The following is a 24,074-nucleotide window of genomic DNA, read 5'->3' as shown; positions in this document are numbered from 1 at the left end:
CCGTCAGTAGCAAAGGAACAACATGAGCGAGAAAACGATCTTCAAACGAATTATTGACGGCGAGATTCCGGCGGACATCGTCTACGAGGACGACCTTTGCCTGGCGTTTCGTGATATCGCTCCTAAAGCGCCGATCCACGTGTTGGTAATCCCGAAAAAGGAAATCGCCACGCTTGACGATCTGGCCGACGAAGACGCAGCGGTGATGGGACACCTCTGGATTGTTGTGCGTGACGTCGCGCGAAAATTGGGCCTTGAGAAAGGCTATCGAGTGGTGGTTAACTGCAAAGAAGAAGGTGGGCAGGAAGTGCCGCACGTCCATTTGCATCTGATGGGCGGACGCAAACTAACTTGGCCGCCAGGCTAAGTTAACAGCTGATGAACTACAAGCAAGTCAACTGACCGGCGTCGGCAAGCGAAGAATTATCTAATTTGCCTGACTTTCATTGCTAGAGGAGAGCGAATCGATGTGTACTCGTGCAGTTTACTTTGGTCTGGACGGACAGACGACGACGGGTCGTTCGATGGACTGGAAAGAAGAGATGCAGACCAATCTCTGGATCTTTCCCCGCGGCATGAACCGGGATGGAGGCCTAGGATCCGACTCGTTTGCGTGGACAAGCAAATACGGCAGCGTGATTGCCTCGGTCTATGAAGGGGGAACCGCCGATGGCATGAACGAAGCGGGACTAGTCGCGAACCTGTTGTATCTCGTCGAGTCTCAATACCCTGCGGGCGATGATGATCGACCGGCGATCTCTATCGCGGCTTGGGCGCAGTACCTGCTGGACAGCTTCGCCACGGTGGAAGAAGCCGTCGCGGAGCTGCGCCGCGAAGCGTTCCGGATGGTTCCTGTGAAAGCACCGAACGGCGCGGAAGGTTGCGTCCATCTCGCGATCTCCGATAGTTCTGGAGATTCGGCAATCTTGGAGTACATCGGAGGCAAACTTGTCATCCATCACGGCAAGCAGCACCAAGTGCTTACCAATTCTCCGACCTACGATCAGCAGTTGGCGATTAACGAATACTGGAAGCAAATCGGCGGGACCGTCATGTTGCCAGGCTCGAATCGCGCGGCCGATCGCTTTGCGCGCGCAAGTTTTTACATCAACGCCGCGCGGCAATCTGCTGACCCGCAAGAGGCGGTCGCAGTAACATTTAGCGTCATTCGAAACGTAGGCGTCCCCCGCGGGATCAGCACGCCAGACCAACCGAATATCTCGTCAACCATCTGGCGCACCGTCGCCGATCAAAAGGGGCTGGTCTATTTCTTTGAGGATACCGCTAGCCCGAGTTTAGTCTGGGTCAAACTGCGCGAACTCGATTTCGCCGCAACTTCGCAAGTTCGCAAACTTGAACTGCACGACAAACTAGCGGTCGTAGGAGACCAAACGGCAAATTTTCACCACGCGCAGCCGTTCAAATTTCTGGCGTAGGCCTGATCTTGCTTGAGATGCAGCCAGTGCAGCGGAAGCAGGAAGTTACCTCGGTCTATTCGATCCATTTTCACGCGTTACCGGCTATGCAGCGAGTGCCTTTCGCACACCGATTCCAGTCGCGGCTCTTTCCAAGGGTTGGATTCACACGAATGCTGCAAGCTGCAGAATGAAGAAAACTTTATTCAAGATGAGGAGCACTAAAATTCCTCAATCCTTCATCACTTGCGCGTTTACAGGTCGAATTCACGCAGCGATAATCAAAATCCTCTTGCTTGCTCTCCCATTCTCTCTCGCCAGGAACCTATCATGACTCCCCTTGATCGTCGTCAAATGTTGAAAGCCAGCGCTTCGCTTGCCGTTGGCTCTGCTTTTGTTTCGCTGGTTGGCTCACAAGCACTTGCGGCTGATCCTTACGCGGACGCCAAATTTGTGGACGGCGAGCCGGCTCCGATCCAACAAGGCTCGTTCACGATCGCCGTGCTTCCCGATACCCAGGCCTATGGTGAAGGGCATCCTGATGGATTCATGGGGCAAACTAAATGGTTAGCCGATAACCAAAAAGCACGCAACATTGCTGCGGCGCTTCACCTCGGAGATATCACCAATCGCAGCCTGCCTGCCCAATGGGAGTTGGCGGTCGCTGCGATGAGCCAAATGGATGGCAAAATCCCGTATTTCATGGTTCCCGGCAACCATGACTACAGCGCCGGCGGCAGGTGCACTGACCGAACGACGTTGCTGAATGACTATTTTCCGATCGACAAGTTTCGCACTCAAAAAACGTTTGGCGGCGTCTACGACAAAGAGCCGCAGCGGATGGAGAACAGCTACCATCTCTTCTCGGCCGGCGGTCGCGATTTTGTCGTGATCGGGCTAGAATTCGGACCGCGCGCTGATGTTGTACGCTGGGCCAATGAAGTCGCCGCAAAACACAAAGACCGCGAAGCGATTTTGATCACCCATGCCTACATGTACTACGACGAGACCCGTTACGACTGGGCCGAGAAGGGAACCAAGCAAAACTGGAACCCGCACAATTATGTGGTCGCCAAAGAGAGCAACGACGATGTCATGGACGGCTCCGAATTGTGGAACAACTTGGTCAGCAAACATGAAAACTTTATCATGACGCTCAACGGTCATGTGCTGAATGATGGACTAGGTCGCATGACCTCTGCCACCCCCGGCGGACGTGATGTTCACCAGATGCTGGTCAACTTTCAAATCAAACCGAAAGGGGGCGACGGCTGGTTGCGATTGATGGAGTTCACCACCGATGGCGGTGTGAACGTGATCGACTATTCGCCGACACGCAATCAATGCAACGTCTCTGACCAGAATCAGTTTGCCCTGAAACTAGCCAAGGTCTAATCCAGATCTTTTAGGCGTTTCGCGGTTCGTCAATCGTCCAGGTCATCAGCAATCCGCCCAACAGGATTGCTGATATCGTCAAGAAGACCGCTTCGTACGACACCGCATCCAATGCCCATCCAACCGCCGGTGAGGCGACCATCGGCGCTGCGACGCACAGGCTGAGCGCCGCTAGGTAGCGTGGATGCTCGCTTCGCGGTGCGATCTCCAGCACATAGTTACTGAGCCCGCGAAACATGACAGGAGTTACGCCGACCAGCAGAAAGAGCCAATTAAAGAGGCCAGCTCCACTGGGGCCGGTATGGATCAACACCACGGCGATCAGCGGCATCAAAAAGACGCCGCACATCATGAGCTGCAAGACCAAACGGTTTCCTTTCCAGTCGGCCAGTGGACCGCCTAACAAGCTAAACACCGCGGTTCCGCCATTCTGGATAATGACCCACAAGATTAGATTTTCGAGCGGCGCACCCAATCGATCACGCGCCAGCGATTGATAATGCGGAAAGAGCATCAGTGAGCAGCCGAAGCAAGCCGCGACAACCGCCAGGCGGCGGAAATTGCGATCTTCGGTCAACACGCTAAATGCATCATGAAACAATTCAATTGCCGTTGCCTTGAGATGCGGCGTTTGATCGCGGCGTTCTTTGAGCAGCGCTGAGACGCCGGCGCTTGTCAAAAAGGCGCCCCCGGCAAACCCAAAGATCCAATAGACCTGGGCGCTGTCATTGGTCAGCCACATCGGCAACAGCCAAGCGGCGAAACCGATTGCGACAATCGCGCCAACAAAATTGGCGACCAACATCAAGCGTCCACGCTTGGTAACTCGCACTAGCTTTCCCTGCACCGTGCCGAAACCGACCTGATTTAAACCAGTGGCGGCGAAAAAGAGAAAATAGCAAACCATAAATGCAACGGTCAGCCAGACGCTGGCCCAGAGTTCGCTCTGCGGAAAAATCGCATCCACCGCGCTGCGGACCGGCGGCAAAAAACAAAATGCTAAGAGCGAGAAGATGATTCCCATGGCCAACGTGGTGCCGCACAGCGACCACTTTTTTTGCGGCATCGACTTGAGCGTCCGCGCATAAAACAAGGGCGGCAGCGATTGACCAATCCGGTTCAAGATCGGCAACATGCCGCGGATCCAACCGGGCCCGGCGATCAGGTCAACAACCGCCGGAATGATGATGCTCTCCGTCTTGAAGATCCAACCACAGCGCAGCACTACTTGCGACAAAGCCAGCAAGAGGAAATTGCGCCCCTCATGCGCATCGTCGGGTTCAGCGGGTAAAGCAGCAGCAGGAGAATCGGCGATCGGATCTTTGTTATTAGCGGCTAGAGAAGACATAGCCGTAGTATAGAGAATATCCCCCGCGGGTCTCCCCGACTGGGAAGCTCGCGCGTAAAGAAAAAGGAGCCCCAGGCCATCTGCGCGGTATTGACGACCCAGGGCTCCCCAAAGCTGATGTCAGGCGTAAGCTGCCTGGTATTTATGAATTTTCTGCGAATAGAGCCATCCTGCAGATACGAAACCGGCGTAACTGCCGTTTCGACTATGGATGAACCCCGCTAATTCGCTGGGGTGTCGCTGAGGGGGACAATTTATTTTTCGCGATCGGGAGAGGACCGCGTTGACATACACCACTTGAGGGGTGCGATTAGACTTCGAGAATTAATTCGAGATAGCTGCGACGTTCGCTGCCTGAGAGACCCAACTTTTCAGCCAATTGGTTGATCGCATCTCGGGCGGCGTCAACCCCTGGCTGTTCAGTTGAGATTTCAAGCTCGACAAATTCGCCTAGGTCGCTGACCTCGTCCAGGGCGATTTCGACTTTCTGATCGGCGAAGTTGAGATTCGCTTTGCGGCGGTTTTTGGTGACTTCGGCGACCTGCACAAAACCGAGAGCCTCAATCATCCCCATGATGTTGGCTGCGCCTTCGGCCCCGGAGACCAACGGAACCTCGATCTCGCGGCGGGTCTTGGTGGTCGCGTCAATCTTGGGACCTTTGTAGGTGATGATATTTTTACTACCGACGCGGCGAATGCGGAGCGCTTCGTCCGTTTTGGCGAAGTCCCGCGACGGGTGCGCGTAGTAGAAATCAGACTGTTTGACCGGGATTTCGATTTCGGCGCCAAGACCGGCCAACGCGGATTCAACGCGGCGGAGATCATCAACCGGAAACTTCAATTCGACTTCGAACTTCATATTCGTGCGTAATTAGTCAGATAACGAAATCTCCTCAGGCTGTCGTTCGATCGTCGCCGAGGAGTGGTAATTGAATCAACCTTAGCAAATTTTCCGCGAGTTGTCCGCCAACGCAAGAGTGATTTCCCGATCGATTCTAATCCGCCCTAATCGCTGGCCTGCGTCAGGACTCTCATTTTCACTTTCTTTTAACCGTTAATTCAGAGCCCCAATGCCCCTTTTTCAGTTCAAATCGCTCTAGAACCACCCCTGCAAAGTGAAAGAACTTGCCGACTTGGTCGATTGCTTGGGATAACATAACAAGCAGCAGCATTCGCACTCCCATCCGCCTACGATCCCTCATTGCAGCAGTCCAAGATGACACAAACCGATCAACACCACCTAGGTCCGGCCCCTACCGGCGAAAAATGGATCAGTACGGTAGTCACGGCCATCTTATTTGCCGTGCTTATTGGCCTGTGCGTGGTTCTGGCGATCCGCACGATGCAGCCCCCAGCCCAGCAATCGCATCCCTGGGTTGGCGAGCAATTGACCGAACTTGATTTTTCGCCGCTGCTGAACGCTGAGCAACCAATCACCGCAGCCAGCCTGCAAGGCAAGGTGTCGCTGATCAATTTTTGGGGTCCCTGGTGCCCACCCTGTCTGGCCGAGTTGCCGGGACTGGTCCGATTGAGCCGGGATCTAAAAGGGGAGCCCGACTTTCAGTTTGTTGCGGTCTCTTGCTCGCGAGATGCACTCGGCGGGATCGAAAATCAACAGGAGTTGGCCGGCGACTCCGCGGACATCCTCGAGAAAATCAATATTATCGGCCTGCCGGTCTACAGCGATGCGCGAGGCATCTCGCGATCCGAGCTCCATTCGATCTCGCAATTTCGCGCCTATCCCACAACGCTGCTGATCGACCGGACCGGCAGGGTGCAGCGCGTCTGGGAAGGCGCGTACGACATGGATGTCTTTCGTGACGCAGTCCAGTTGGAACTGAGCAAAGGCTAGATCGCGTCTGATCCACGTTCGCCGGTTCGAATTCGGACGCATTCATCCATCGGCAGAATAAAGATTTTGCCGTCGCCGATCTCTCCCTTTTCGCCGCTGCGCGCCCCTTTGACGATCGCATCGACGGTGGGCTCAACAAACTCTTCATTCACCGCGATCTGCAACTGCACTTTGCGCAGCAGATTGATCGTGAACTCGTGACCGCGATAGACCTCGGTCTGTCCCTTTTGGCGCCCAAAGCCCTGACAATCCATGACGGTAAGCCGAAAGACTTCGACCTCGGTAAGCGCTTCTTTCACCGCTTCCAAACGGCTAGGCTGGATGATCGCAATGACCAGTTTCATATCGGTAATCTCTGCGGGACAGGGCTGAGGAAGCTTTGAATTTATCCCTTGCCTGCGGGGGGAACAAGGTCGTAGCCCTGTAAGAATGGCGCCGCGCTGCTTGAATTAGCCGCGCGAATGTTCGATATTGCAGGATAGCGGAGCCCTTTTTGCCACTCCCCCCCTTCTCTGTCTAGGATCCTCTCTCATGTCGCGTTACCCCTTGGCTGCATGTTTGCTCGCTTTTGCCGTTGGTTGCGACACAAAGCCGCTCGAAAAGCGACAATCGGGCCCTGTTGCGCCCGGCGGTGTCGCTATTCCGACGAACGAAAGCCCCTCGGCGGCGACCGGATCAGGCGCCCAACCAACTTCGCCTGCGACGCCAGAGATGGCCGAAACACCGCCTACTGAAACTCCCCCGCCTGCCGAATCAAAACCGAACAAGGGGATTATCGGCAAAACCTCCAATGTGGTGGTCGACGCGAACAAAGCATTGCAGGATCCCGAAATCGTCCTCGGCGAAGGGGCCAACGCCGACGGCGTCGATCCGTTCAGCCAGGCTGGATCGGTTTACTTTTCGGCCATGGCCAAGGTGAGCACGCTGGGGATGCAGCAAGCAGTCAACATGAAGAAAGCGGTTGAAGGCCGCTATCCGACTTATGACGAATACATGCAGATGATGAAAGAAAACCGCATCGAGTTTGTCAAACTGCGTAGCTACGAGATGTACGGCTACGATGACAAAACCGGCAAGATCCTAGTGTTAATGGACAAACGTCTCCAGCGCGAACATTACAAGCGTGCGGGGATCGATCCTCCGGCCGAGTAATTTGGTCTTTTTAGCGACGCCATGTCGCGAATTTCTCGATTGGCCGCGTTTGCGAAAACAACGTACAATTCTCGCAGACCCACTCAGGCACATCGCAGAGGAAGGCGAGCATGGCCAGTTCCCATCGCAGTACCGCAGGCTTATCGATCGGCGAATATCTGATTCGCCGATTGCAAGATTATGGCCTGCAAGACATTTTCGGCATCCCGGGAGATTACATACTCTCGTTTTATTCGATGCTTGAAAAAAGCTCGATTAACATGGTCGGCTGCACGCGAGAAGATAATGCAGGCTTTGCCGCCGACGCCTATGCTCGCGTACACGGCATGGGCGCCGTCTGCGTCACCTACTGTGTCGGCGGGCTCAGCATCTGCAATTCGATCGCTGGCGCGTATGCCGAAAAATCGCCGGTAGTCGTGCTAACCGGCTCGCCGGGACTGCGCGAGCGGATTAACAACCCGCTGCTGCATCACATGGTGCGCGAGTACAGCACGCAAAAAGATGTCTTTGAAAAACTATGCGTCGCCGGCGCCGAGTTGGCCGACCCCGTCACCGCATTTCGCGAAATCGATCGCGTGCTGGACGCCGCAGCTCGTTTCAAACGCCCTGTCTATATTGAGCTGCCGCGCGACATGGTCCATGTCGTGCCGCACATCAGCCATACCTTCCAGGAACCGACCACAACCAGCGATCCCCATGCGCTGCAAGAAGCGGCGGCCGAAGCGGCGCGTTTGATGGCTTCGGCCGAGCGACCGATGATCATCGCCGGCGTCGAACTTCATCGCTTTGCGCTGCAGGACGAGTTAGTCCAATTGGCCGAAGCGACCGGCATTCCTGTGGCCGCGACAATCTTAGGGAAAAGCGTAATTCGCGAAATGCACCCGCTGTATGTTGGCCTGTACGAAGGAGCAATGGGACGCGAAGAAGTGACCAAGTTTGTCGAAGAGAGCGACCTGATTTTGCTCCTCGGCACGTTTATGACCGATATTAACCTGGGGATCTTTACTGCGAACTTGGATCCGTCGAAGTGCATCTATGCGACTAGCGAGCAACTGCGCGTCCGACATCATCACTATCACGGCGTCACGTTGCCTGACTTTATGCGGGCGCTAGCCGCCCAACAGCCGCATCCGCCGAAGCGTTTGATCCCGTCCGGGTTGGCCATGCAGCAGTTGCCGGTTGGCGAGACCACGGATGAGCCGCTGACGATTCGCCGCATGGTGCCGATGATCAATGAGTTGCTGGACGACGACGTGATTGTGATCGCCGATATCGGCGACTCGCTATTCTCAGCAACCGAGCTCGTGACCCGCGGCCAGTCCGAGTTTATCAGCCCTGCCTATTACACTTCGATGGGCTTCGCCGTGCCGGCGACTTTAGGCGTGCAAACCGCCAAACCCAATGCCCGCGTGATCTCGATCATCGGCGACGGAGCTTTCCAGATGACCGGCATGGAGTTATCTACGATCGTGCGTCATGGTTATGACCCGGTAATTATCGTCCTCGACAATCACGGCTACGGCACCGAGCGTTGGCTGCATGCCGGCCAATGGGAATACAACGAGATTCATCCCTGGAAGTACAGCAAGCTGCCTGACATCTTGGGTGGCGGAACCGGCTACGAAGTGAAAACCGAGAAAGAGTTCTACACCGCCTTGCAAAGCGCCTGGAACGATCGCTCGGGCATGAGCATCATACATGTCCACCTTTCCGATCAGGACGCCAGCGAAACGCTGAATCGATTAGCGTCGCGCATGGGTAGGACGATATAACCGCTCGAGCTTAAGCCGCCTATGCAAGGAAGTAGGCAGGCAAGCATCTTCCCTGAAATCGCGTGCTATTGGGCTTGCGGCTCAGCTCCCAAACGCTCTGCGTTGGCTTGAGCTCGGCAGACTCGCAGCATGTTTTGGCCGAGGATCTTCTGAATCTCCGCTTCTTGGTAACCGCGTTGGATGAGACCGATAGTGACAAGCGGCCAGTTGGTCCAGCCTAAACTTGCCGCGCGTGGCCAGTGCCCGCCCAAAGCGCCGCTGGGCCATAGCGCCTCGTAGCGCTGCCGGCGACGCGCTCGCGAGGGAATTTTCTGATTGGCAGCGGCCGCATATTGCGACGTATGGGCGACATCGGTTCCGATCGCGACGTGGTCAACGCCAAAACGTTTGACGGCGTAGTCAATGTGATCCAGCAGCGCCGCCAGATCGCCGCCGCCACCCAAAAAGGCCGGGATCCAACAGATGCCGATCAGGCCGCCACCGTCGCAAATGGCGCGGATCACTTCGTCCGGCTTGGCGCGGATATGATTTCGTAGGCCTGCGCAAACCGTATGGCTGGCGACCATTGGATTTTGCGATACTTGCGCCGCTTCCAAACTGGTTTTCCACCCGCTGTGCGCCACGTCGACAATTACGCCGACGCGATTCATCTCGGTAATTGCGGCGCGGCCCAAATCGCTGAGCCCGCCGTTCGCCGTTTCGGCGCAACCGTCTCCCAGCAGATTCCGCCGGTTGTAAGTGATATGCATCATGCGAACGCCAAGTTGATAGAAAAGCCGAATGTAGCCCAGTTCTTCCTCTACACTTACCCACGACGACGGAAGCGGAACGCCGTTGCCGGTCAGATAAAGACAATGCTTGCCGGCACGATGGGCCGCTTCGATATCAGCCGGCACCGTAGCGCGGACCAGCGTGCCGCGCAGGCGGTCCGTCAGATAAGTGAACCGGGCGAGTCGCTTCATCAGCCGCAGCGGATCTTGCCCTTCTTCGCCGGCATTTTGAAAGATGGCGGTCACGCCGCTACAACGTAGCGCCTCATCAAACTCGAGTCGTTCGGCTGCTTCGACGGTCGCCTGCGTCATGCCGAGATCTTCTTGCAGATCCTGAAGTTCGACGTCGGACGCGCCAGCTTCGATGGCGGCGGTCATGCGCGGCGCATCAAGTGCGGCTCTCGGTGCAAAGCCATAACTGTCAAACACGAGCGATCGTCGGTGAAGCGCTAAGCCGGTGGCGATCTCTGCTGGAGTCGGCTTTAGTACTTCCAGACCGCTCTCTCTGGCGCGAGTGATCACCGGATTTTGGGAGAGTAGCCAGGGATCGCGGTCGGTTGGCTCCACGGCGGAAAAAAGTGGGCGAGCGCTAGCGAGGGTTGCCGACGCAGCGGCTAGTGAGAGAAATTGGCGGCGCGAAGAGCGGCCGGTGCGAGCATCGAGAGTCATCGGATTGGCGGGATCCAAGGCAGGGAGGAATTCAAGCGGCTCCACAACCGACCAGTGTGAGGAGTGAAGTAAACGCGATGATGGAGGTTTGCTCACTTGGCCGAAATTCGCTCCACTCCATCTCTATCCTACTTGAACGATTCCTCACCCGCAAAGCGAACTCGACCTCCCTTAGAATGAAGCTTGGCGAAGGTCGACCGCATCTGCTCGATGTCACCCAGCGTCAAATAGATGTCGTACTCCCACACCAGGCCTGGCGTAAATGCGAATGTCTTCAGCGGAGCAAAGTAAGAACAAGCCGAAGGCTGCCCCGTTTCGCCAAAGCGATAACAGGTCAGGTCTGCGGCGACCGGTACATACACGCCCAGCCCGGCGTTGTTGTCGTCGAGATAGGCGGCCCAATTCTCGGTGATCTTCCGCGATTCGTTGGGCCAACCAGGAACGCTCCGGCTGAGCGGCTTGTCCATCCAGGGCTGATCGCCATCGTAGATCGCCAGCGTCTTCAACTCTGAATTCACAAAGACCGCCGGCAGTTCTTGCGCACGCGGGGGATGCTCTTTGTTGCCGGTATAGGTTGCCCGAAAACGAATATGGGCGACAGTTCCTTCGAGTTTGATCCACTCCTCCATCGTCACCTCAGGCAGCGCAGCTCCAGAGGCCCAATGCTTTGGTTCAGTCTTGGCGTACAGCGTCTCGTGCTCAATGCGAAACTCTAATAGCCTAGCGCCTGCACCGCGGTAGTCGCCCCCTTGGACGGGATTCCAACTCCACGGTTTATCGACCCACAAAGAGCCATCTCGTTTGCCGTAGTACGACTGCTGAATCAATCGACCGCGATCATAATGATCGACTAGATTGCGCGGCGTACCGCTGGGGCCAAACCAAGCGACGCCGGCTCCGGAAGATTTCTTGACGCCGATCCGGACTACCCCGTTGTCAAGATAAGCCCAATCATCCGCTTCTTCCGCCGGCGCAGAAAAAGCCGACAAACAACAGAGCGCGAAGACAATCGCCTTCGCAATTGCCTTCGCGCGGTGGATTACGGAGAAACCTAGTCCGCCAAGTCTTTGATCGCTTCCCATTTGCCGCTCTTGCCGCTACGGAAAATCGCTTCGATGACGCGCATATTGGCGATCGCGTCAGCCAGCGGCGTCGGCGTTGGCGATTCGTCCAAAATCGCCTTCGACATCAGATCCCCTTGGATCGTGTATTGATCAGCGATCGGCAACTTGATTTCCTGAATCTCTTCGCTCGTTTCGTGATACAGGATGCATGGCTCATCCGGCGGCGCATTAAACGGAATCTTGATTTCGATCCGGCCGGTGGTACCGTAGATCTGCACGCGTTGATACGGCGTCGCTTTGGTGCTGCACGTGAACGTGCTGGTAATGCCGCCGAAGTCAATGATCGCTGACGTGACCGTGTCTGTCTTGAACTGCTCGTCGATGGTGACGCAGCCCAATACGCGACGCGGCTCTCCTTCAAAGATGAATCGCGACAGCGAGATCGGGTAGCAGCCGATGTCCATCAGTGAGCCGCCGCCATACTCAGGCTGATTCCGAATATCGTCGGCGTTGTCATTGAAGTACGAGAACCACGTCTGAATCGAAACAGGGCGTCCAATTCCGCCGTCGCGCACGATCTGCCGCGCCTTTTGCCATTGCGGATGGTGACGATACATGAACGCCTCCATGACGCGCAGCTCGGGGTGTTTGCGCGCCGCATCCAACAGCTTTTGGCCTTCGTCGGCGGTCATCCCAATCGGCTTCTCGCACAAAACATGCTTGCCGGCTTCGATCGCTTTGATCGACCACGGCACATGCATGTGATTGGGAAGCGGATTGTAGATCGCGTCAATTTCGGGATCTTCCAACAGCGCCTCGTACGAACCGTACGCTTTGGCAATTCCTAATTCGCTAGCCGCCGCGCGGGCTTTGGCCAGATTACGAGACGCAATCGCGCTAACTTCGCAGTAAGCGCCGTTCTGCATCCCAGGAATCACTTTTTTCGTGCCGATATTTGCCGTACTGAGAACGCCCCAGCGAACTTTGCTCATCTCTGCCTCGGGTAGACGCACAAAATTTACAGAAAGGAAGCTTTTAGTTTAACGCGCGAACCCTCCCCTTCTAGCCCAGGCAAAAGGGGGACTTTCGACAAATCGAAAACGGACCCGAAAATATCTACTGGTCTTTCTGAGTTTTATTCCAATAGATGCGGACATTTTGGGTCTTTCGCCCCACTGCAATCACATCATTGCGACCATCGCCATCGAGATCACCCACGGTTAGATCTTCGATCGCGACGCCGCCGGGATCGACCACATAGCGGCGCCATTCTCCATGTTCGGCGCTGATGGGATCATATACCCGAAGCCCGCGTCGCGTGTTATCGCCGGCGTCATCTCGGACGCCGATCACCAATTCTTCGTCAGCGTCCTCATCCATGTTGGCGCACCAGACAGCGTGCCCCCATTTCAGTTCAGCGTCCAAAATATGACGCTTCCAAAGACTGCGTAAGGGCGCCTCTTTCGGTTTGGTGTAAACCACCACGCGATCGCCGTGCCAGGGCTCGATCGTCGCGATATAGTCGCTGCCATCTGCCAGCTTACCCCGCTTTACCTCGCTGGCTCCGCGTTCTGGATAAGGACGCTCTTGCTCGCCGGCGCCGATGAGGGTTGATTTCCAAGCATCGCCGTCTCGCTCGACCAAGGTCACTCCTTCAAAACTAGCGACCAGCAAATCATTGTGACCATCGCCATTCATATCGGTCGCGCAAAAATTATGGGCGACATGCAGCTTGTCAGTAAGCAACGTCTCGGGCCAAGGTTCGTTGACCGGATCGGCCGGAATCGACAGCGCCACCAGACGAATGCCGTTGGCGGCAAATTCAGGTCCGTCGGTATTGCGACCTTTCAGCGGAGCGACAATCAACTCAGGGCGCTGGTCTCCGATCACGTCAGCAAAGTCAATGCGATGCAGCGTTGGATCGGCCGGCAGCGGAAATACCTTCCACGCCCCCTCCCCTGCTCCGTTGCGAGTCGCCCATTGCAGCGAACCGCCGCTGCGCGTATTGCCTGCTTGCCAATCAGCACCGATGGCGAAATCAATCAGCCCATCGCCATCCACATCATGCGGCGCAAAGCAAACGTTGTCAGTCTTGGTCTGCCGACCGTTGGTAATCAGATGCTCTTCCCAAGTCGGGTTCTCCAACCACAGCACGCGCTGCGAATCGACGATCGCGATATCGAGCTTTTGATCGTCGTTCATATCAAGCACTCGAACCGCGTATCCAACGCCCAGCTTGGTCGGCAGCTCTTGTTCGACAAAACGAAGCTCGTCAGCCGAGGAAACCGCCGTAAAGGAAAGCACTGTGTAAGAAAGCACCGTGCAGGAAACCATCAGCAGCAAAATAGGGGTGCGAATCATAGGGGGGCTCCAGCAGAAGGGGATAACGTGCGAGTCTATTTTTGCTGATTGGCGCTCGGCTTGATAGAGTTTTCTGCGGAAAGGGGCGGATTTGATCGTGTAAAAAACCTCCGATGGATGTGAGATCTTTTATGGCCGTCACGATTGAATCTGCCAGAATGTAGGAGAATCTGCCCCAATGCACCCCAGCTCCTCCCAGCCCCCAAATCTTGCATCATGCTCTATCGCACCCAGCCTGCGCTGTTGGTCGTCTGTTTGCTTTGTTCGTTTGCGGTTGCGGCGGAATCGAGCGGCGTACTCCCCCAAGACGAAGCAGGGCGAACGCTCAATCTTGATTTTGAAACCGGTACTCTTGCCGATTGGACCTCCACCGGAGAAGCGTTCGCGCAGCAACCGATCGAAGGTGACACAGTCCAAGCGCGGCGCGGCGATATGCGCAGTGCTCACCAAGGAAAATTTTGGGTCGGCAGCTACGAGCGCAAGTTGGACGCGCCCACCGGAACGCTCACCTCGGCGCGATTCAAAGTAACGCATCCCTGGGGAGCCTTTTTGCACAACGGAGGACGGCATGCGGAAACGCGGGTCGAATTGGTCCGCACCGATACCGGCGAAGTTTTTTACAAAACGTCGGGTGATAATCACGAAGAACTGCACCGCTTTGTGGTTGACTTGCGAAAGCTGCAAGGCCAAGAAATCTTCATTCGTCTAATCGATCAACACAGCGGCGGCTGGGGACATTTGAACTTTGACGACTTTCGCTTTTACGACACCGCGCCGGCGCCGCCAACTTTGCAGCCCCAGCGACTGGTCGCTGATATGTATCCCCATGCCGGACTGACGGCTGCCGAAGCGGCTGCAGCGATGCACGTCCCTGATGGGTTCTCGGTCATCGTCAGCGCGGCCGAACCCGCTATCCAACAACCGATCGCCATGGCGATTGATCACCGGGGACGGTTGTGGGTCGCCGAAGCGTACGCCTATCCCAATCGCGCTCCTGAAGGCCAAGGCAAGGACCGCATCTTGATCTTTGCCGATCACGACGGGGATGGAAAATTCGACGAGCGAAAAGTCTTTTGCGAAGGCTTGAATCTCGTCAGCGGGCTCGAAGTTGGTTTCGGCGGCGTCTGGGTTGGCGCCGCTCCGTACTTGCTCTTCATCGCCGATAAAGATGGGGACGACATCCCCGACGCCGAACCGCAAGTGTTGCTGGATGGCTGGGGCTATCAAGATACTCACGAGACCCTCAACGCATTTATTTGGGGGCCTGATGGTTGGCTTTATGGTTGTCACGGAGTCTTCACTCATTCCAACGTCGGCAAGCCTGGCGCGCCGCCAGCAGAACGCACGCCGATCAATGCGGGCATTTGGCGCTATCATCCGATTCGGCATCAATTTGAAGTCTTCGCGCACGGCACCAGTAATCCCTGGGGAGTCGACTTCAATGATTATGGTCAAGCCTTCGAGACCGCTTGTGTGATCCCGCACTTGTACCAAATGATCCAAGGAGGTCGCTACCAGCGTCAAGCCGGCTCTCATTTCAATCCGCATACCTATGATGACATCAAAACGATCGCCGATCATCGACATTATCTCGGCGCCAACCCGCACGGCGGTAACGGCAAGTCGAATGAAGCAGGCGGAGGACATGCGCATGCCGGCGCGATGATCTATCTGGGAGATCGCTGGCCATCCGCCTATCGCAATCAGATCTTGATGAACAACATTCACGGCCAACGCTTGAATGTCGATATTTTGAAGCAGCAAGGCTCTGGTTACGTCGGCAGTCATGGGCCTGATTTTTTGTTGACCGGTGATCAAGCGTCGCAAATTTTGAACCTCCGCTACGCGCCCGACGGTAATGTCTACATGATCGATTGGTACGACATGCAAGCGTGTCATGATCATAATTCGACCAAGCACGATCGGAGCAACGGTCGCATCTACAAGATCTGTTACGGTGAGCCTGAAAACGTCCAGGTCGACTTGCAACAACACAGCGATCTGGAACTGGCCGAATTGACGCTAAAGCAAAATGATTGGTTCGTACGCCACGCGCGTACGATGTTGCAAATGCGTGCGAGCGAGGGCAAGATCCATGCCGACGCCTTGGCTCTCCTACAGGAGATCGCTCAATCGAATCAAGAAGCAGCGCGGCGACTGCGTGCCTATTGGGCTTTGCATGTCTGTGGGAAACTCGATGCAACGACGACGCAGAAAATGCTGGCCGACGCCGATCCCTTCGTACGTGGCTGGGCGATTCAACTGGCGTTGGAAGCTGATCCCACCCCCACGAAGATGCTCTATGATCAAATGGTGAAGCTGGCCTCTGCCGATCCCTCGCCGGTTGTCCGACTTTATCTGGCTTCTGCCGCGCAGCGGATGCCGCTCGAGTCTCGCTGGGACTTGCTGGCCCCTTTGATGTCGCACGCCGAAGACGCCAACGATCATAACTTGCCTCTGATGTATTGGTACGCCGCCGAGCCATTGGCCGATCAATCACCCGAGCGGGCTTTGGCTTTGGGCTTGACCGCCAGCAAGTCGATTCCACTGGTAGGCCAGTTTATGCTGCGACGTATCGGCAGCGGCGATGCGAAGTCTGCGTTGGCGACGCTGGTGAGGGGCCTGGGCGACGTCCAAGACGCGCCGACGCAGTTGACCTTCCTACGGGCGATGCGAACCGCTTTGGCGGGACAGCGTCGCGTCACTGCACCTGACGACTGGTCCCAAGTCGGCGGTAAACTGATGGCAAGCGAGAATCGGGACGTCGCATTGGCAGCACAAGCGATAGGAGTAACCTTTGGGGATCTAGCGGCGATGAATCGCTTCCGTCTGATCGCAACATTGCCAGAGTCACCACTGGATGTCCGTATCGCGGCGATCGAAACGCTGCTTGCCGCTGGCGACCCGAGTTTGCCGGCGCTGCTGCAATCCTTGCTAAAGAATCCGCAACTGCGCGACATCGCGCTCAAAGGCTTGGCCCAATATGACGACTCCTCAACGCCGACCGTCATCTTGGCCCACTACGGAGAGATGCAGCCAAGTGACAAGCGAGTGGCGCTGGCGACCCTTTGTTCTCGTACGGCGTACGCAAAACCGTTGTTGGCGGCGATCGAAGCAGGCCAGATTTCCAGCACTGAACTAACAGCCGACATGGTCCGGCAACTCTCGAACCTCCAAGATCAAGCAATCGACGCAAAGCTGGCCAAGGTCTGGGGATCGGTTCGCGAAACGCCTGCCGAAAAAGCAATGCTGATCATGCAGTACAAAACCTTGATCGAGAATACTTCGCATCCCCCAGCCGATGCACCGTGGGGTCGTGCGATCTTCGCCAAGACTTGTCAGCGCTGTCACCAGTTATACGGCGTGGGGGGAACGATCGGGCCAGATCTGACCGGATCGAACCGGGCGAATCTTGACTACCTGCTAACCAACGTTGTCGATCCGAGCGCGGTCATGGCCAAAGAATATCAGCCATCGATCGTGTTGCTGGAGAGTGGTCGTGTGATCACCGGAATCGTACGAGCCGAAGATAACAAAACGCTCACCCTACAAACGGCCGAAGAAACGTTGATCCTTCCCAAAGACGAAATCGACGAGCGAAAGACGAGCGATAAGTCGATGATGCCGGATGATCAACTGCGCCCGTTCAGCCAGCATGACATTCGCTCGCTGGTCTCCTATCTGCAGACCAAAACGCAAACGCCGCAACTGGCGACCAAGGAAAATGCCAGAGATCTCTTTAACGGTAAGGACCTGACCGGCTGGACCGGAGATCGCAAACTATGGTCGGTCGAAAATGGGGAGATCGTTGGTAAAACGGCCACCGGGATCAAATCAAACAGCTTTTTGGTCAGCGATTTAACGGCGACAGATTTTCGTTTGCAGCTTGAAATTCGCTTGGTAAATAACGCAGGAAACAGCGGCGTTCAGTTCCGTAGCAAGTCGTTGCCCGGCGGTTCGGTCAAAGGCTATCAGGCTGACGCCGGTCCCGACTGGTGGGGCAAGCTGTATGAGGAACATGGTCGCGGTTTGCTGTGGGACAAGTCGGGCGAGGTTCATCTCAAGCCGGGCGAGTGGAATCAATACGAGATCGTCGCCGAGGGAGATCATGTAAAGACCTTTTTGAACGGCCAACTGTGCGTCGACCTGCAAGACAACCAAGGCGCCAAACGGGGCGTCTTTGCGCTGCAATTGCATTCTGGGGGGCCGACCGAGGTCCGATTTCGCAATCTTCAGCTAGAAATATTGGAACCATCGGAATAGTCGGTCCGTGTGCGGTAAGCTATCCTTGCGAACCACAGGCATGACCCAGGTTTTTTAGCGATACCGAGCCGTATGAATTTCGATATGCTGTTTGGCGAATTCCTACTATTGATTGCCACGATTGACCCGATCGGCACGTTGTCGATCTTTGTCGGCGTCACCCGGAAGTCACGCAACGAAGATCGTCCGCGAATCGCACTTAAAGCGACGCTGATCGGCGGCGCTGTGTTGTTGACGTTTCTGGTCCTGGGACAGTTTGTGCTTGCCTCGCTCAACATCCGGCTCGAATCGTTTCAACTAGCAGGCGGAGTGATCTTATTTCTGCTGGGCCTGCAAATGGTCTTCGGCGTCGGTCCGGCGGTCGAAGAGCCCAAGCCTGAAGCAGGACATGATGTCGCTGTCTTTCCACTGGCGCTGCCGTCGATCGCAAGCCCCGGCTCGATCCTAGCTGTCGTTATCCTGACTGACAATCATCGCTTCACCGTGATGGAACAAGCAGTGACGGCGATGATTTTGGTGACCGTCTTGGCGCTTACCTATTTCTTAATGTTGGCTGCTAATCCAATTCACCGCTTAATCGGCGACACCGGCGGCACCATTATTGTGAAGGTCATGGGGCTGCTGCTGTGCGCCTTGGCGACAGAGAACTGCGTCGAAGCAGTGCAAGCGATCTGGGAATAGAGCAAAGGAAAAAGCCGCCTTCGTAGAAGGCGGCTTTTTGCGTTTTAGAAGAATGCGGCAGGGCGACCTACCACTTCAGGCCGAACTTGGAGCCTTCGCTTTGTTCGTTGACGATGCCCCCTTTGAGCTCGGCAGCGGTCGGTTTGACCTTTAATGCGCGATCGACATCGGGTTCTTCTTCGTCCTTCTTCTTGCCGCCTGACTTGCCGACTGGGGCCGGGGCCAGGGCCTTGATCGACAGCCCGATGCGGCGTTTCTCTTGGTCAATGTTGACCACTTTGACTTGAACCGTTTCGCCGGGCTTCAAGACGGACTCGATCCGGCTAACCCGAGTATGGCTCACTTCTGAAACGTGAATCAGACCTTCGATGCCGGGAGCGATTTCTACAAACGCCCCAAAATCCATGATCTTGGTCACTTTGCCGCTTGCGATGGCGCCGACCGAGAATTCTTCGGCGACCTTTTGCCAGGGGTTCTCCAGAGTGTCTCGAATCGAGAGCCCTATCTTGCCGGTCTCTGGGTCAATCTTGGTCACTTTGACGCGAACAGCTTGACCTTCGCTCAGCACGTCGCTGGGATGCTTGACCCGATCCCAACTGATCTGGCTTACATGAACCAGCCCATCGACGCCACCAATGTCAACAAAGGCGCCAAAGTCTTGGACTCGCGTCACGGTGCCGTCACGCATCTGACCAACTTGCAGCGTGACCATCGTCTCTTTGCGATTATCTTCTTTGGCCTTCTCGGCGACCGCTCTAGCGCTCAGGACCAGGTTACGGCGTTCTGGATTCGCTTCGGTCACCAGGCACTGCAGCTTTTGGCCCAGATAATCTTCCATGTTGGTGACGTGATGCGGCGCGATCTGGCTGGCCGGAATGAACCCGCGAGCCTGACCGACGGCGCACTCTAGGCCCCCCTTGTTCACTCCATCGACCACCGCGTCGACGAGGATTCCTTCGGTGAGATCGCCCCAATCGACGACCGAGACCGAAGAGCCCGGCACAAGCGCTTCGTACAGCCCTTGCTCGCGATCGTATTTGATGATCACGACTTCCAACTTGGCGCCGATCTCGGGGGGGACGACAAACGAACGAAGTGAGACAAAACCCTGATTTTGGCCAGGGAGATCAATAAAGACCTCTTCGCGGTGGACGCGTGCGACGGTCGCGTTTAGGCGACTATCGACTTCCAGCGTCTTGCCAGATATCCCTTGCATCGCCTTTTCGCTGGTAATCATGTCATCCAGCGAGAGTCCGCCGAGGGCTGCTTCAACTTCGCGTTCGATATCATCCAGCTTTTGACGACGATTTGGTACTTCGACACGGCCATCCGACGAAACCGGAAGTCGCTCCATCTCTCGCTCTGCTTCCAGCGACGCAAGGTCGTCCGGAACTGCGGCGGGATCAACCTCTTGTTCGGCACTGGCCGGTTTCGGCTTCTCGGGACGCTGCGGACGAGCCATTGCGGGCTTTACCGGCTGTGCGGCCGCTGACTTGTCTTCTTCGCGCTGCGATCCGATCAACACGGTTCGCTTGGGCGAATCGGCGTTGTCAGTCGCTGCCTTGTCAGCAGAGCCTGAGCTGGCGTCACCTGGGGTGGAAGAAGCGGGGCTTGCGGGAGTGGTTGGGGTTGCAGCGTCGGCAGGAGTTTCCGGCTGGGCTTGCGGATCCTGATTGGGATCAACAGACATATCAACTATTTCCGTATCGAGAAGAGGAAACGGCGTTCCCGTCAGGTCTCTGCGTAAAGACCGATAAGGAATTTAGTTTATCAGCGGAGCCCACCGCTGGGTAGGGTTTCCGCCGGTGCGAATAAAACAGTAGTATACAGGAACTTCGATTTTTTAGTGACCTATCGCACGTTCGATCATGCAAACTTCGTATCCCAAAACGATTGCGACCCTGATTCAAACGGCGCCGACTCCTCCGCTAGGTCCCGGGATACCAGTTATTTCGGTTCGTGACCAGCTTTCGCGGCTACATGTTCAGGATTTGGCCGATGGTCGTCGCCTCCGCAATCGCGAACTTGCTGAGGCATGTTTGGCGGGTATTTGGCTGCTCTACAACTTTTTAGAAGAATCGCACGAAATAAGTCAAAACCTTCCGTCCATTTCAGGCAGTTATTGGCATGCGATTATGCATCGCCGCGAGCCTGACTACGGCAACGCCAAATATTGGTACCGCCGAGTTGGTCGGCACCCAATCATGCATGACTTGGCTGCATATACGGCAAAATTAAATTCTGGCGGAGCATTGGACACCGCGTCCTGCTTGCTTACTGCAGGAGATGCGTGGGATCCAATAGCGCTGGTTGACGGCTGTGAAGCGGTCGCCTGTGGTCGCTCGACCAATCAAGAAATACTGATTCAGATCGCTGCCGAGGAATGGCGGCTTTTATTTGATTACTGTCTGCACGAAGCGTTTGGACCGTAATTCTGCTTGTTCTCATCTTTCATTCTATTCGCTAGAATACTACCTACTCTGGGGAAACGGCTAGGAGTTTGCCAGCATGATACGTTTTGATTTTGAAAAGAGCGTCGGGTACTGGATTTTCTCGACCGGACATATGCTCTCGCGCGCAATGAACGAAGAACTCTCTGCGCACGGCATCACCTACCGTCAGTGGGAAGTGCTAGCTTGGCTCTCTTACCATGGAGAGATTACGCAAAGCGAACTGGCCGAGCAAATGCGAATCGAAGCGCCCACTTTGGTGGGTGTCATTGACCGCATGGAGCGGGACGGCTGGATTACGCGAGAGACGGATCCTTGCGATCGGCGGAAGAAAATCATCCGCGCCACCGATAAAGTACAACCCGTTTGGGAACAAATGGTCAATTGTGCGTTAGCAGTCCGGGCCAGAGCGATTGTCGGGATTCCGGAAGAAGATCTAGAAGTTATGCGCCGCACTTTGTCGCTGATGCGTGATAATATGGGAGAGAACGTGTTGGGGCCTGTCCCGACTGATACTTTGGTCGCTCCGACAGGCGCGACCAAAGCGACCGTACCCATCGATTAACGCTAGTTGCATGACGACCCATCGGCTGCATACGCTGCATCAGCGCAGTTTTGACGACAACAAATTCGTCTATCCCGTGCTTTCGCGGCGCAGTCGCGGGCTGTCGATCGGCGTGAACTTAAATCCCGATAAAATTTGCAACTTTGATTGCATCTATTGTCAGGTGAATCGGCGAGAAGAAAGCGAAACTCGGTTTGTCGAGACCGAGCGTTACTTCCATGAAGTAGACGAAATGCTTCGCCTAGCCGCGTCAGGTGAAATTTGGAAAACACCCAAGTTCGCTCAGACCCCGGAGCAACTCCGCCGCGTCAACGACATCGCGTTTAGCGGCGACGGCGAGCCGACCACCTATCGTAACTTTGACGAGCTAGTCAGACGCACCGCCGAGATCAAACGTCAGCACGGGATGGATGACGTTAAAATGGTATTGATCACCAATGCGTCCATGTTTCATCGCGATGTTGTGAAACAGGGCTTGGCGGTCCTGGACGCTAACAATGGCGAAATCTGGGCGAAGCTAGACGCCGGCACCGCTGACTACTATCACTTGATCGAACGGACCAAAATTCCGTTTCAGCGCGTGCTGGACAATATTACCGCTGCATCGCAAGTTCGCCCGCTGGTGATTCAGACCCTCTTTATGCAGGTCAACGGCGTTGGCCCCAGCGAAGCAGAGTTAGCCGCCTATTGCGGTCGCCTGCGCGATGTGACCGCCGCCGGCGGCACGTTGAAGCTGATCCAGATCTATACGGTTGCCCGTCAACCGGCCGAAGGTTTTGTTGCGCCGCTTAGCGATGCCGAAGTCGATCGGATCGTGAAGCTGGTTCAACACGAAACGGGACTCCTTGCCGAAGCCTACTATGGAACCTCCGACTATTAAATCTGACCCGCAAGCTCCCGCTTCTCCGGCTGAGCATCCAGCTCGCTTGCAAACGTCGCCTGGCTCGTGGAAGTTGCTGGGACTGATCCTCGCAGCGCTAGCCGTGTGGGGGATCCTCCTCGCCGTGGGAGTGTTCCTTAATTTCGGCGGCGAAGCAGCCGATCGGTTTGACGTTCGCCGGCCGCTGCTCGTGCTGGGCTGCACACTAACGTTTCTTTCGTTCTGGCTCTTGCTGCTGTGGTCCAAGAGCCGTAAAGCGACCTGATCGCGTTCGATTGGTCGATCCACGCGACTTCCATACAATCTTGGTAACGCTCAAAGTAACGCTGCAGCTTTGTCCTCTTTTTGTTGGTACTCGTATGTTTGAATCGGAACACGACCGCGCCAAATACCAAACTGGCGAACCACAACCACCGGACGAAATCACCGAACCAGGGATCATCATCAGTCCCGACACGCAGCGCAGCGAACGAATCCCGCCGGGCCAATCGCGCACGCGGAAATGGCCCATCTTGCATGCGTCGATCGTGCCGGAGGTGCCGACCGAAAAATGGCGGTTAAAAATCTTTGGCTTGGTCGAGCGGGAAGTGAACTTGAGTTGGGATGATTTTCAAGCGCTGCCGCGCTGCAAAGTTTTCGCTGACTTCCATTGCGTTACGCGTTGGTCACGCTTGAGCAACGTCTGGGAAGGGGTCGCGACCAAGACTTTGCTGGATCTGGCCGGCGTCCAACCAGAAGCGAAATATGTCCTGTGTCACGCCTACGACAACGGCTGGACCACCAATTTGCCGCTCGCAGACTTTTTGGCCGACGACGCACTGTTGGCCGACAAACATGACGACCTAGCGATCAATGCCGACCACGGTGGACCGGTACGCGGCATGGTGCCGCGTTTGTACGCATGGAAGAGCGCCAAGTGGATCCGCGGAATTGAACTGACAGCCACCGACAAGCCAGGCTACTGGGAGCGCGGCGGCTACCACAATCATGGCGATCCATGGACGGAAGAGCGATTTGGGTATTAGCGGTCGTAACGGTTGTTAGTTGATGCAGAACTGCGCAACCACACTGCCTGCAGCAAAGCAAATGGCTAATAAAACGAGGACATACGTTGGATGCATTGGATTTCTCGCAGATCAATCGCCCAAGGCGAGGTGATGTGGAGGGGGACCGATCGGCCGCCACCAATACAACTGTAGGTCATAAAAAAACCGCCGGCTGCAAGCAGCACGGCGGCTCAGAAATATAAGAAAACCTTCGGTCAAGATGCGACGAGTGGAGTCGCTGCGAGACGGGCGAAACTCTGGCGTGCACTTGCACTAGCCGTTTGTGAGTCCGGCCCTCGCAAAAAATTGGTCCCTCTGCCGGATAATGCACCGAAGGCTTCTTTTCCCATTTTAGTCCACTCGGCAAAACCGGCTAGGCTTTGTCGAGCGA

General features: G+C 55.8%; 21 protein-coding genes. 13 read left to right on the top strand and 8 right to left on the bottom strand.

The genetic code is table 11. The features are described from left to right. The first annotated feature begins 22 nt into the window (after positions 1-22). The 3 genes from SH421x_RS07015 (at position 23) to SH421x_RS07005 (ending at position 2,810) form a co-directional block, all read left to right on the top strand. Positions 23-367, top strand: coding sequence for a histidine triad nucleotide-binding protein (locus SH421x_RS07015; protein ID WP_488854702.1), 345 nt, complete (start codon positions 23-25; stop codon positions 365-367). Positions 368-467: 100 nt separating this feature from the next. Beyond that, complete coding sequence (locus SH421x_RS07010; RefSeq protein WP_488854701.1) at positions 468-1,436, top strand: linear amide C-N hydrolase; 969 nt, start codon at positions 468-470, stop codon at positions 1,434-1,436. Between the two features lie 309 nt (positions 1,437-1,745). Beyond that, positions 1,746-2,810 carry a metallophosphoesterase gene (locus SH421x_RS07005; RefSeq protein ID WP_488854700.1) on the top strand — a complete coding sequence of 355 codons (1,065 nt, stop codon included), beginning with the start codon at positions 1,746-1,748 and terminating at the stop codon, positions 2,808-2,810. Between the two features lie 10 nt (positions 2,811-2,820). Here SH421x_RS07005 and SH421x_RS07000 read toward each other — a convergent pair whose 3' ends face one another. After that, on the bottom strand, positions 2,821-4,158 hold the full coding sequence (locus tag SH421x_RS07000; RefSeq protein WP_488854699.1) for an MFS transporter: 1,338 nt from the start codon (positions 4,156-4,158) through the stop codon (positions 2,821-2,823). A gap of 310 nt (positions 4,159-4,468) precedes the next feature. Further along, positions 4,469-5,017, bottom strand: coding sequence for a class IV adenylate cyclase (gene cyaB / locus SH421x_RS06995; protein WP_488854698.1), 549 nt, complete (start codon positions 5,015-5,017; stop codon positions 4,469-4,471). Positions 5,018-5,374: 357 nt separating this feature from the next. Here cyaB and SH421x_RS06990 point away from each other — a divergent pair, with 357 nt between their 5' ends. Then, the gene (locus SH421x_RS06990; protein ID WP_488854697.1) at positions 5,375-6,010 is read left to right on the top strand and encodes a TlpA family protein disulfide reductase; all 636 of its coding nucleotides are present in this window, start codon (positions 5,375-5,377) and stop codon (positions 6,008-6,010) included. Here the strand turns inward: SH421x_RS06990 and SH421x_RS06985 are convergent. After that, positions 6,007-6,354 (bottom strand): P-II family nitrogen regulator, encoded by a 348-nt coding sequence (locus tag SH421x_RS06985; RefSeq protein WP_488854696.1) that lies wholly within the window; start codon positions 6,352-6,354, stop codon positions 6,007-6,009. The genes SH421x_RS06990 and SH421x_RS06985 overlap by 4 nt on opposite strands. 187 nt (positions 6,355-6,541) lie before the next feature. On the opposite strand from SH421x_RS06985, the gene SH421x_RS06980 reads away from it, so the two are divergent. After that, the gene (locus tag SH421x_RS06980; RefSeq protein WP_488854695.1) at positions 6,542-7,162 is read left to right on the top strand and encodes a hypothetical protein; all 621 of its coding nucleotides are present in this window, start codon (positions 6,542-6,544) and stop codon (positions 7,160-7,162) included. Between the two features lie 110 nt (positions 7,163-7,272). Further along, positions 7,273-8,934 carry an alpha-keto acid decarboxylase family protein gene (locus SH421x_RS06975; RefSeq protein ID WP_488854694.1) on the top strand — a complete coding sequence of 554 codons (1,662 nt, stop codon included), beginning with the start codon at positions 7,273-7,275 and terminating at the stop codon, positions 8,932-8,934. A 65-nt stretch (positions 8,935-8,999) separates the two neighbouring features. On the opposite strand, the gene SH421x_RS06970 is transcribed toward SH421x_RS06975, so the two are convergent. From SH421x_RS06970 to SH421x_RS06955, 4 genes are all read right to left on the bottom strand, one after another. After that, complete coding sequence (locus SH421x_RS06970; protein WP_488854693.1) at positions 9,000-10,373, bottom strand: dipeptidase; 1,374 nt, start codon at positions 10,371-10,373, stop codon at positions 9,000-9,002. A 128-nt stretch (positions 10,374-10,501) separates the two neighbouring features. Continuing rightward, positions 10,502-11,455 carry a hypothetical protein gene (locus tag SH421x_RS06965; RefSeq protein WP_488854692.1) on the bottom strand — a complete coding sequence of 318 codons (954 nt, stop codon included), beginning with the start codon at positions 11,453-11,455 and terminating at the stop codon, positions 10,502-10,504. Then, entirely contained in the window at positions 11,425-12,429 is a 1,005-nt protein-coding gene (locus tag SH421x_RS06960) for a Gfo/Idh/MocA family protein (protein ID WP_488854691.1), read from the bottom strand. Before SH421x_RS06960 ends, SH421x_RS06965 begins: the two co-directional genes overlap by 31 nt. A 124-nt stretch (positions 12,430-12,553) precedes the next feature. Then, positions 12,554-13,798 carry an FG-GAP repeat domain-containing protein gene (locus SH421x_RS06955; protein WP_488854690.1) on the bottom strand — a complete coding sequence of 415 codons (1,245 nt, stop codon included), beginning with the start codon at positions 13,796-13,798 and terminating at the stop codon, positions 12,554-12,556. Positions 13,799-14,014: 216 nt separating this feature from the next. Here SH421x_RS06955 and SH421x_RS06950 point away from each other — a divergent pair, with 216 nt between their 5' ends. Together SH421x_RS06950 and SH421x_RS06945 are read left to right on the top strand one after the other, a co-directional pair. Beyond that, positions 14,015-18,061, top strand: coding sequence for a PVC-type heme-binding CxxCH protein (locus tag SH421x_RS06950; protein ID WP_488854689.1), 4,047 nt, complete (start codon positions 14,015-14,017; stop codon positions 18,059-18,061). 72 nt (positions 18,062-18,133) lie between these two features. Further along, entirely contained in the window at positions 18,134-18,742 is a 609-nt protein-coding gene (locus tag SH421x_RS06945; protein ID WP_488854688.1) for a MarC family protein, read from the top strand. A gap of 67 nt (positions 18,743-18,809) precedes the next feature. Here the strand turns inward: SH421x_RS06945 and SH421x_RS06940 are convergent, their stop codons facing one another. After that, positions 18,810-20,432, bottom strand: coding sequence for a 30S ribosomal protein S1 (locus tag SH421x_RS06940; protein WP_488854687.1), 1,623 nt, complete (start codon positions 20,430-20,432; stop codon positions 18,810-18,812). 178 nt (positions 20,433-20,610) lie between these two features. Between SH421x_RS06940 and SH421x_RS06935 the strand changes: the two genes are divergently transcribed. The 5 genes from SH421x_RS06935 to SH421x_RS06915 all read left to right on the top strand — a co-directional run bounded on the left by SH421x_RS06935 (position 20,611) and on the right by SH421x_RS06915 (position 23,662). Next, the gene (locus SH421x_RS06935; protein WP_488854686.1) at positions 20,611-21,174 is read left to right on the top strand and encodes a hypothetical protein; all 564 of its coding nucleotides are present in this window, start codon (positions 20,611-20,613) and stop codon (positions 21,172-21,174) included. 76 nt (positions 21,175-21,250) lie between these two features. Further along, the gene (locus SH421x_RS06930; RefSeq protein WP_488854685.1) at positions 21,251-21,757 is read left to right on the top strand and encodes a MarR family winged helix-turn-helix transcriptional regulator; all 507 of its coding nucleotides are present in this window, start codon (positions 21,251-21,253) and stop codon (positions 21,755-21,757) included. A 10-nt stretch (positions 21,758-21,767) separates the two neighbouring features. Then, the gene (locus SH421x_RS06925; protein ID WP_488854684.1) at positions 21,768-22,637 is read left to right on the top strand and encodes a radical SAM protein; all 870 of its coding nucleotides are present in this window, start codon (positions 21,768-21,770) and stop codon (positions 22,635-22,637) included. After that, positions 22,618-22,902 (top strand): hypothetical protein, encoded by a 285-nt coding sequence (locus tag SH421x_RS06920; protein WP_488854683.1) that lies wholly within the window; start codon positions 22,618-22,620, stop codon positions 22,900-22,902. The genes SH421x_RS06925 and SH421x_RS06920 overlap by 20 nt, the downstream gene beginning before the upstream one ends. A 94-nt stretch (positions 22,903-22,996) precedes the next feature. Next, entirely contained in the window at positions 22,997-23,662 is a 666-nt protein-coding gene (locus SH421x_RS06915) for a sulfite oxidase-like oxidoreductase (RefSeq protein ID WP_488854682.1), read from the top strand. Positions 23,663-24,074: the final 412 nt, after the last annotated feature.

The sequence above is a fragment of the Blastopirellula sp. SH421 genome (assembly GCF_057808535.1).
This window is presented reverse-complemented; position numbering and strand designations above follow the sequence as displayed.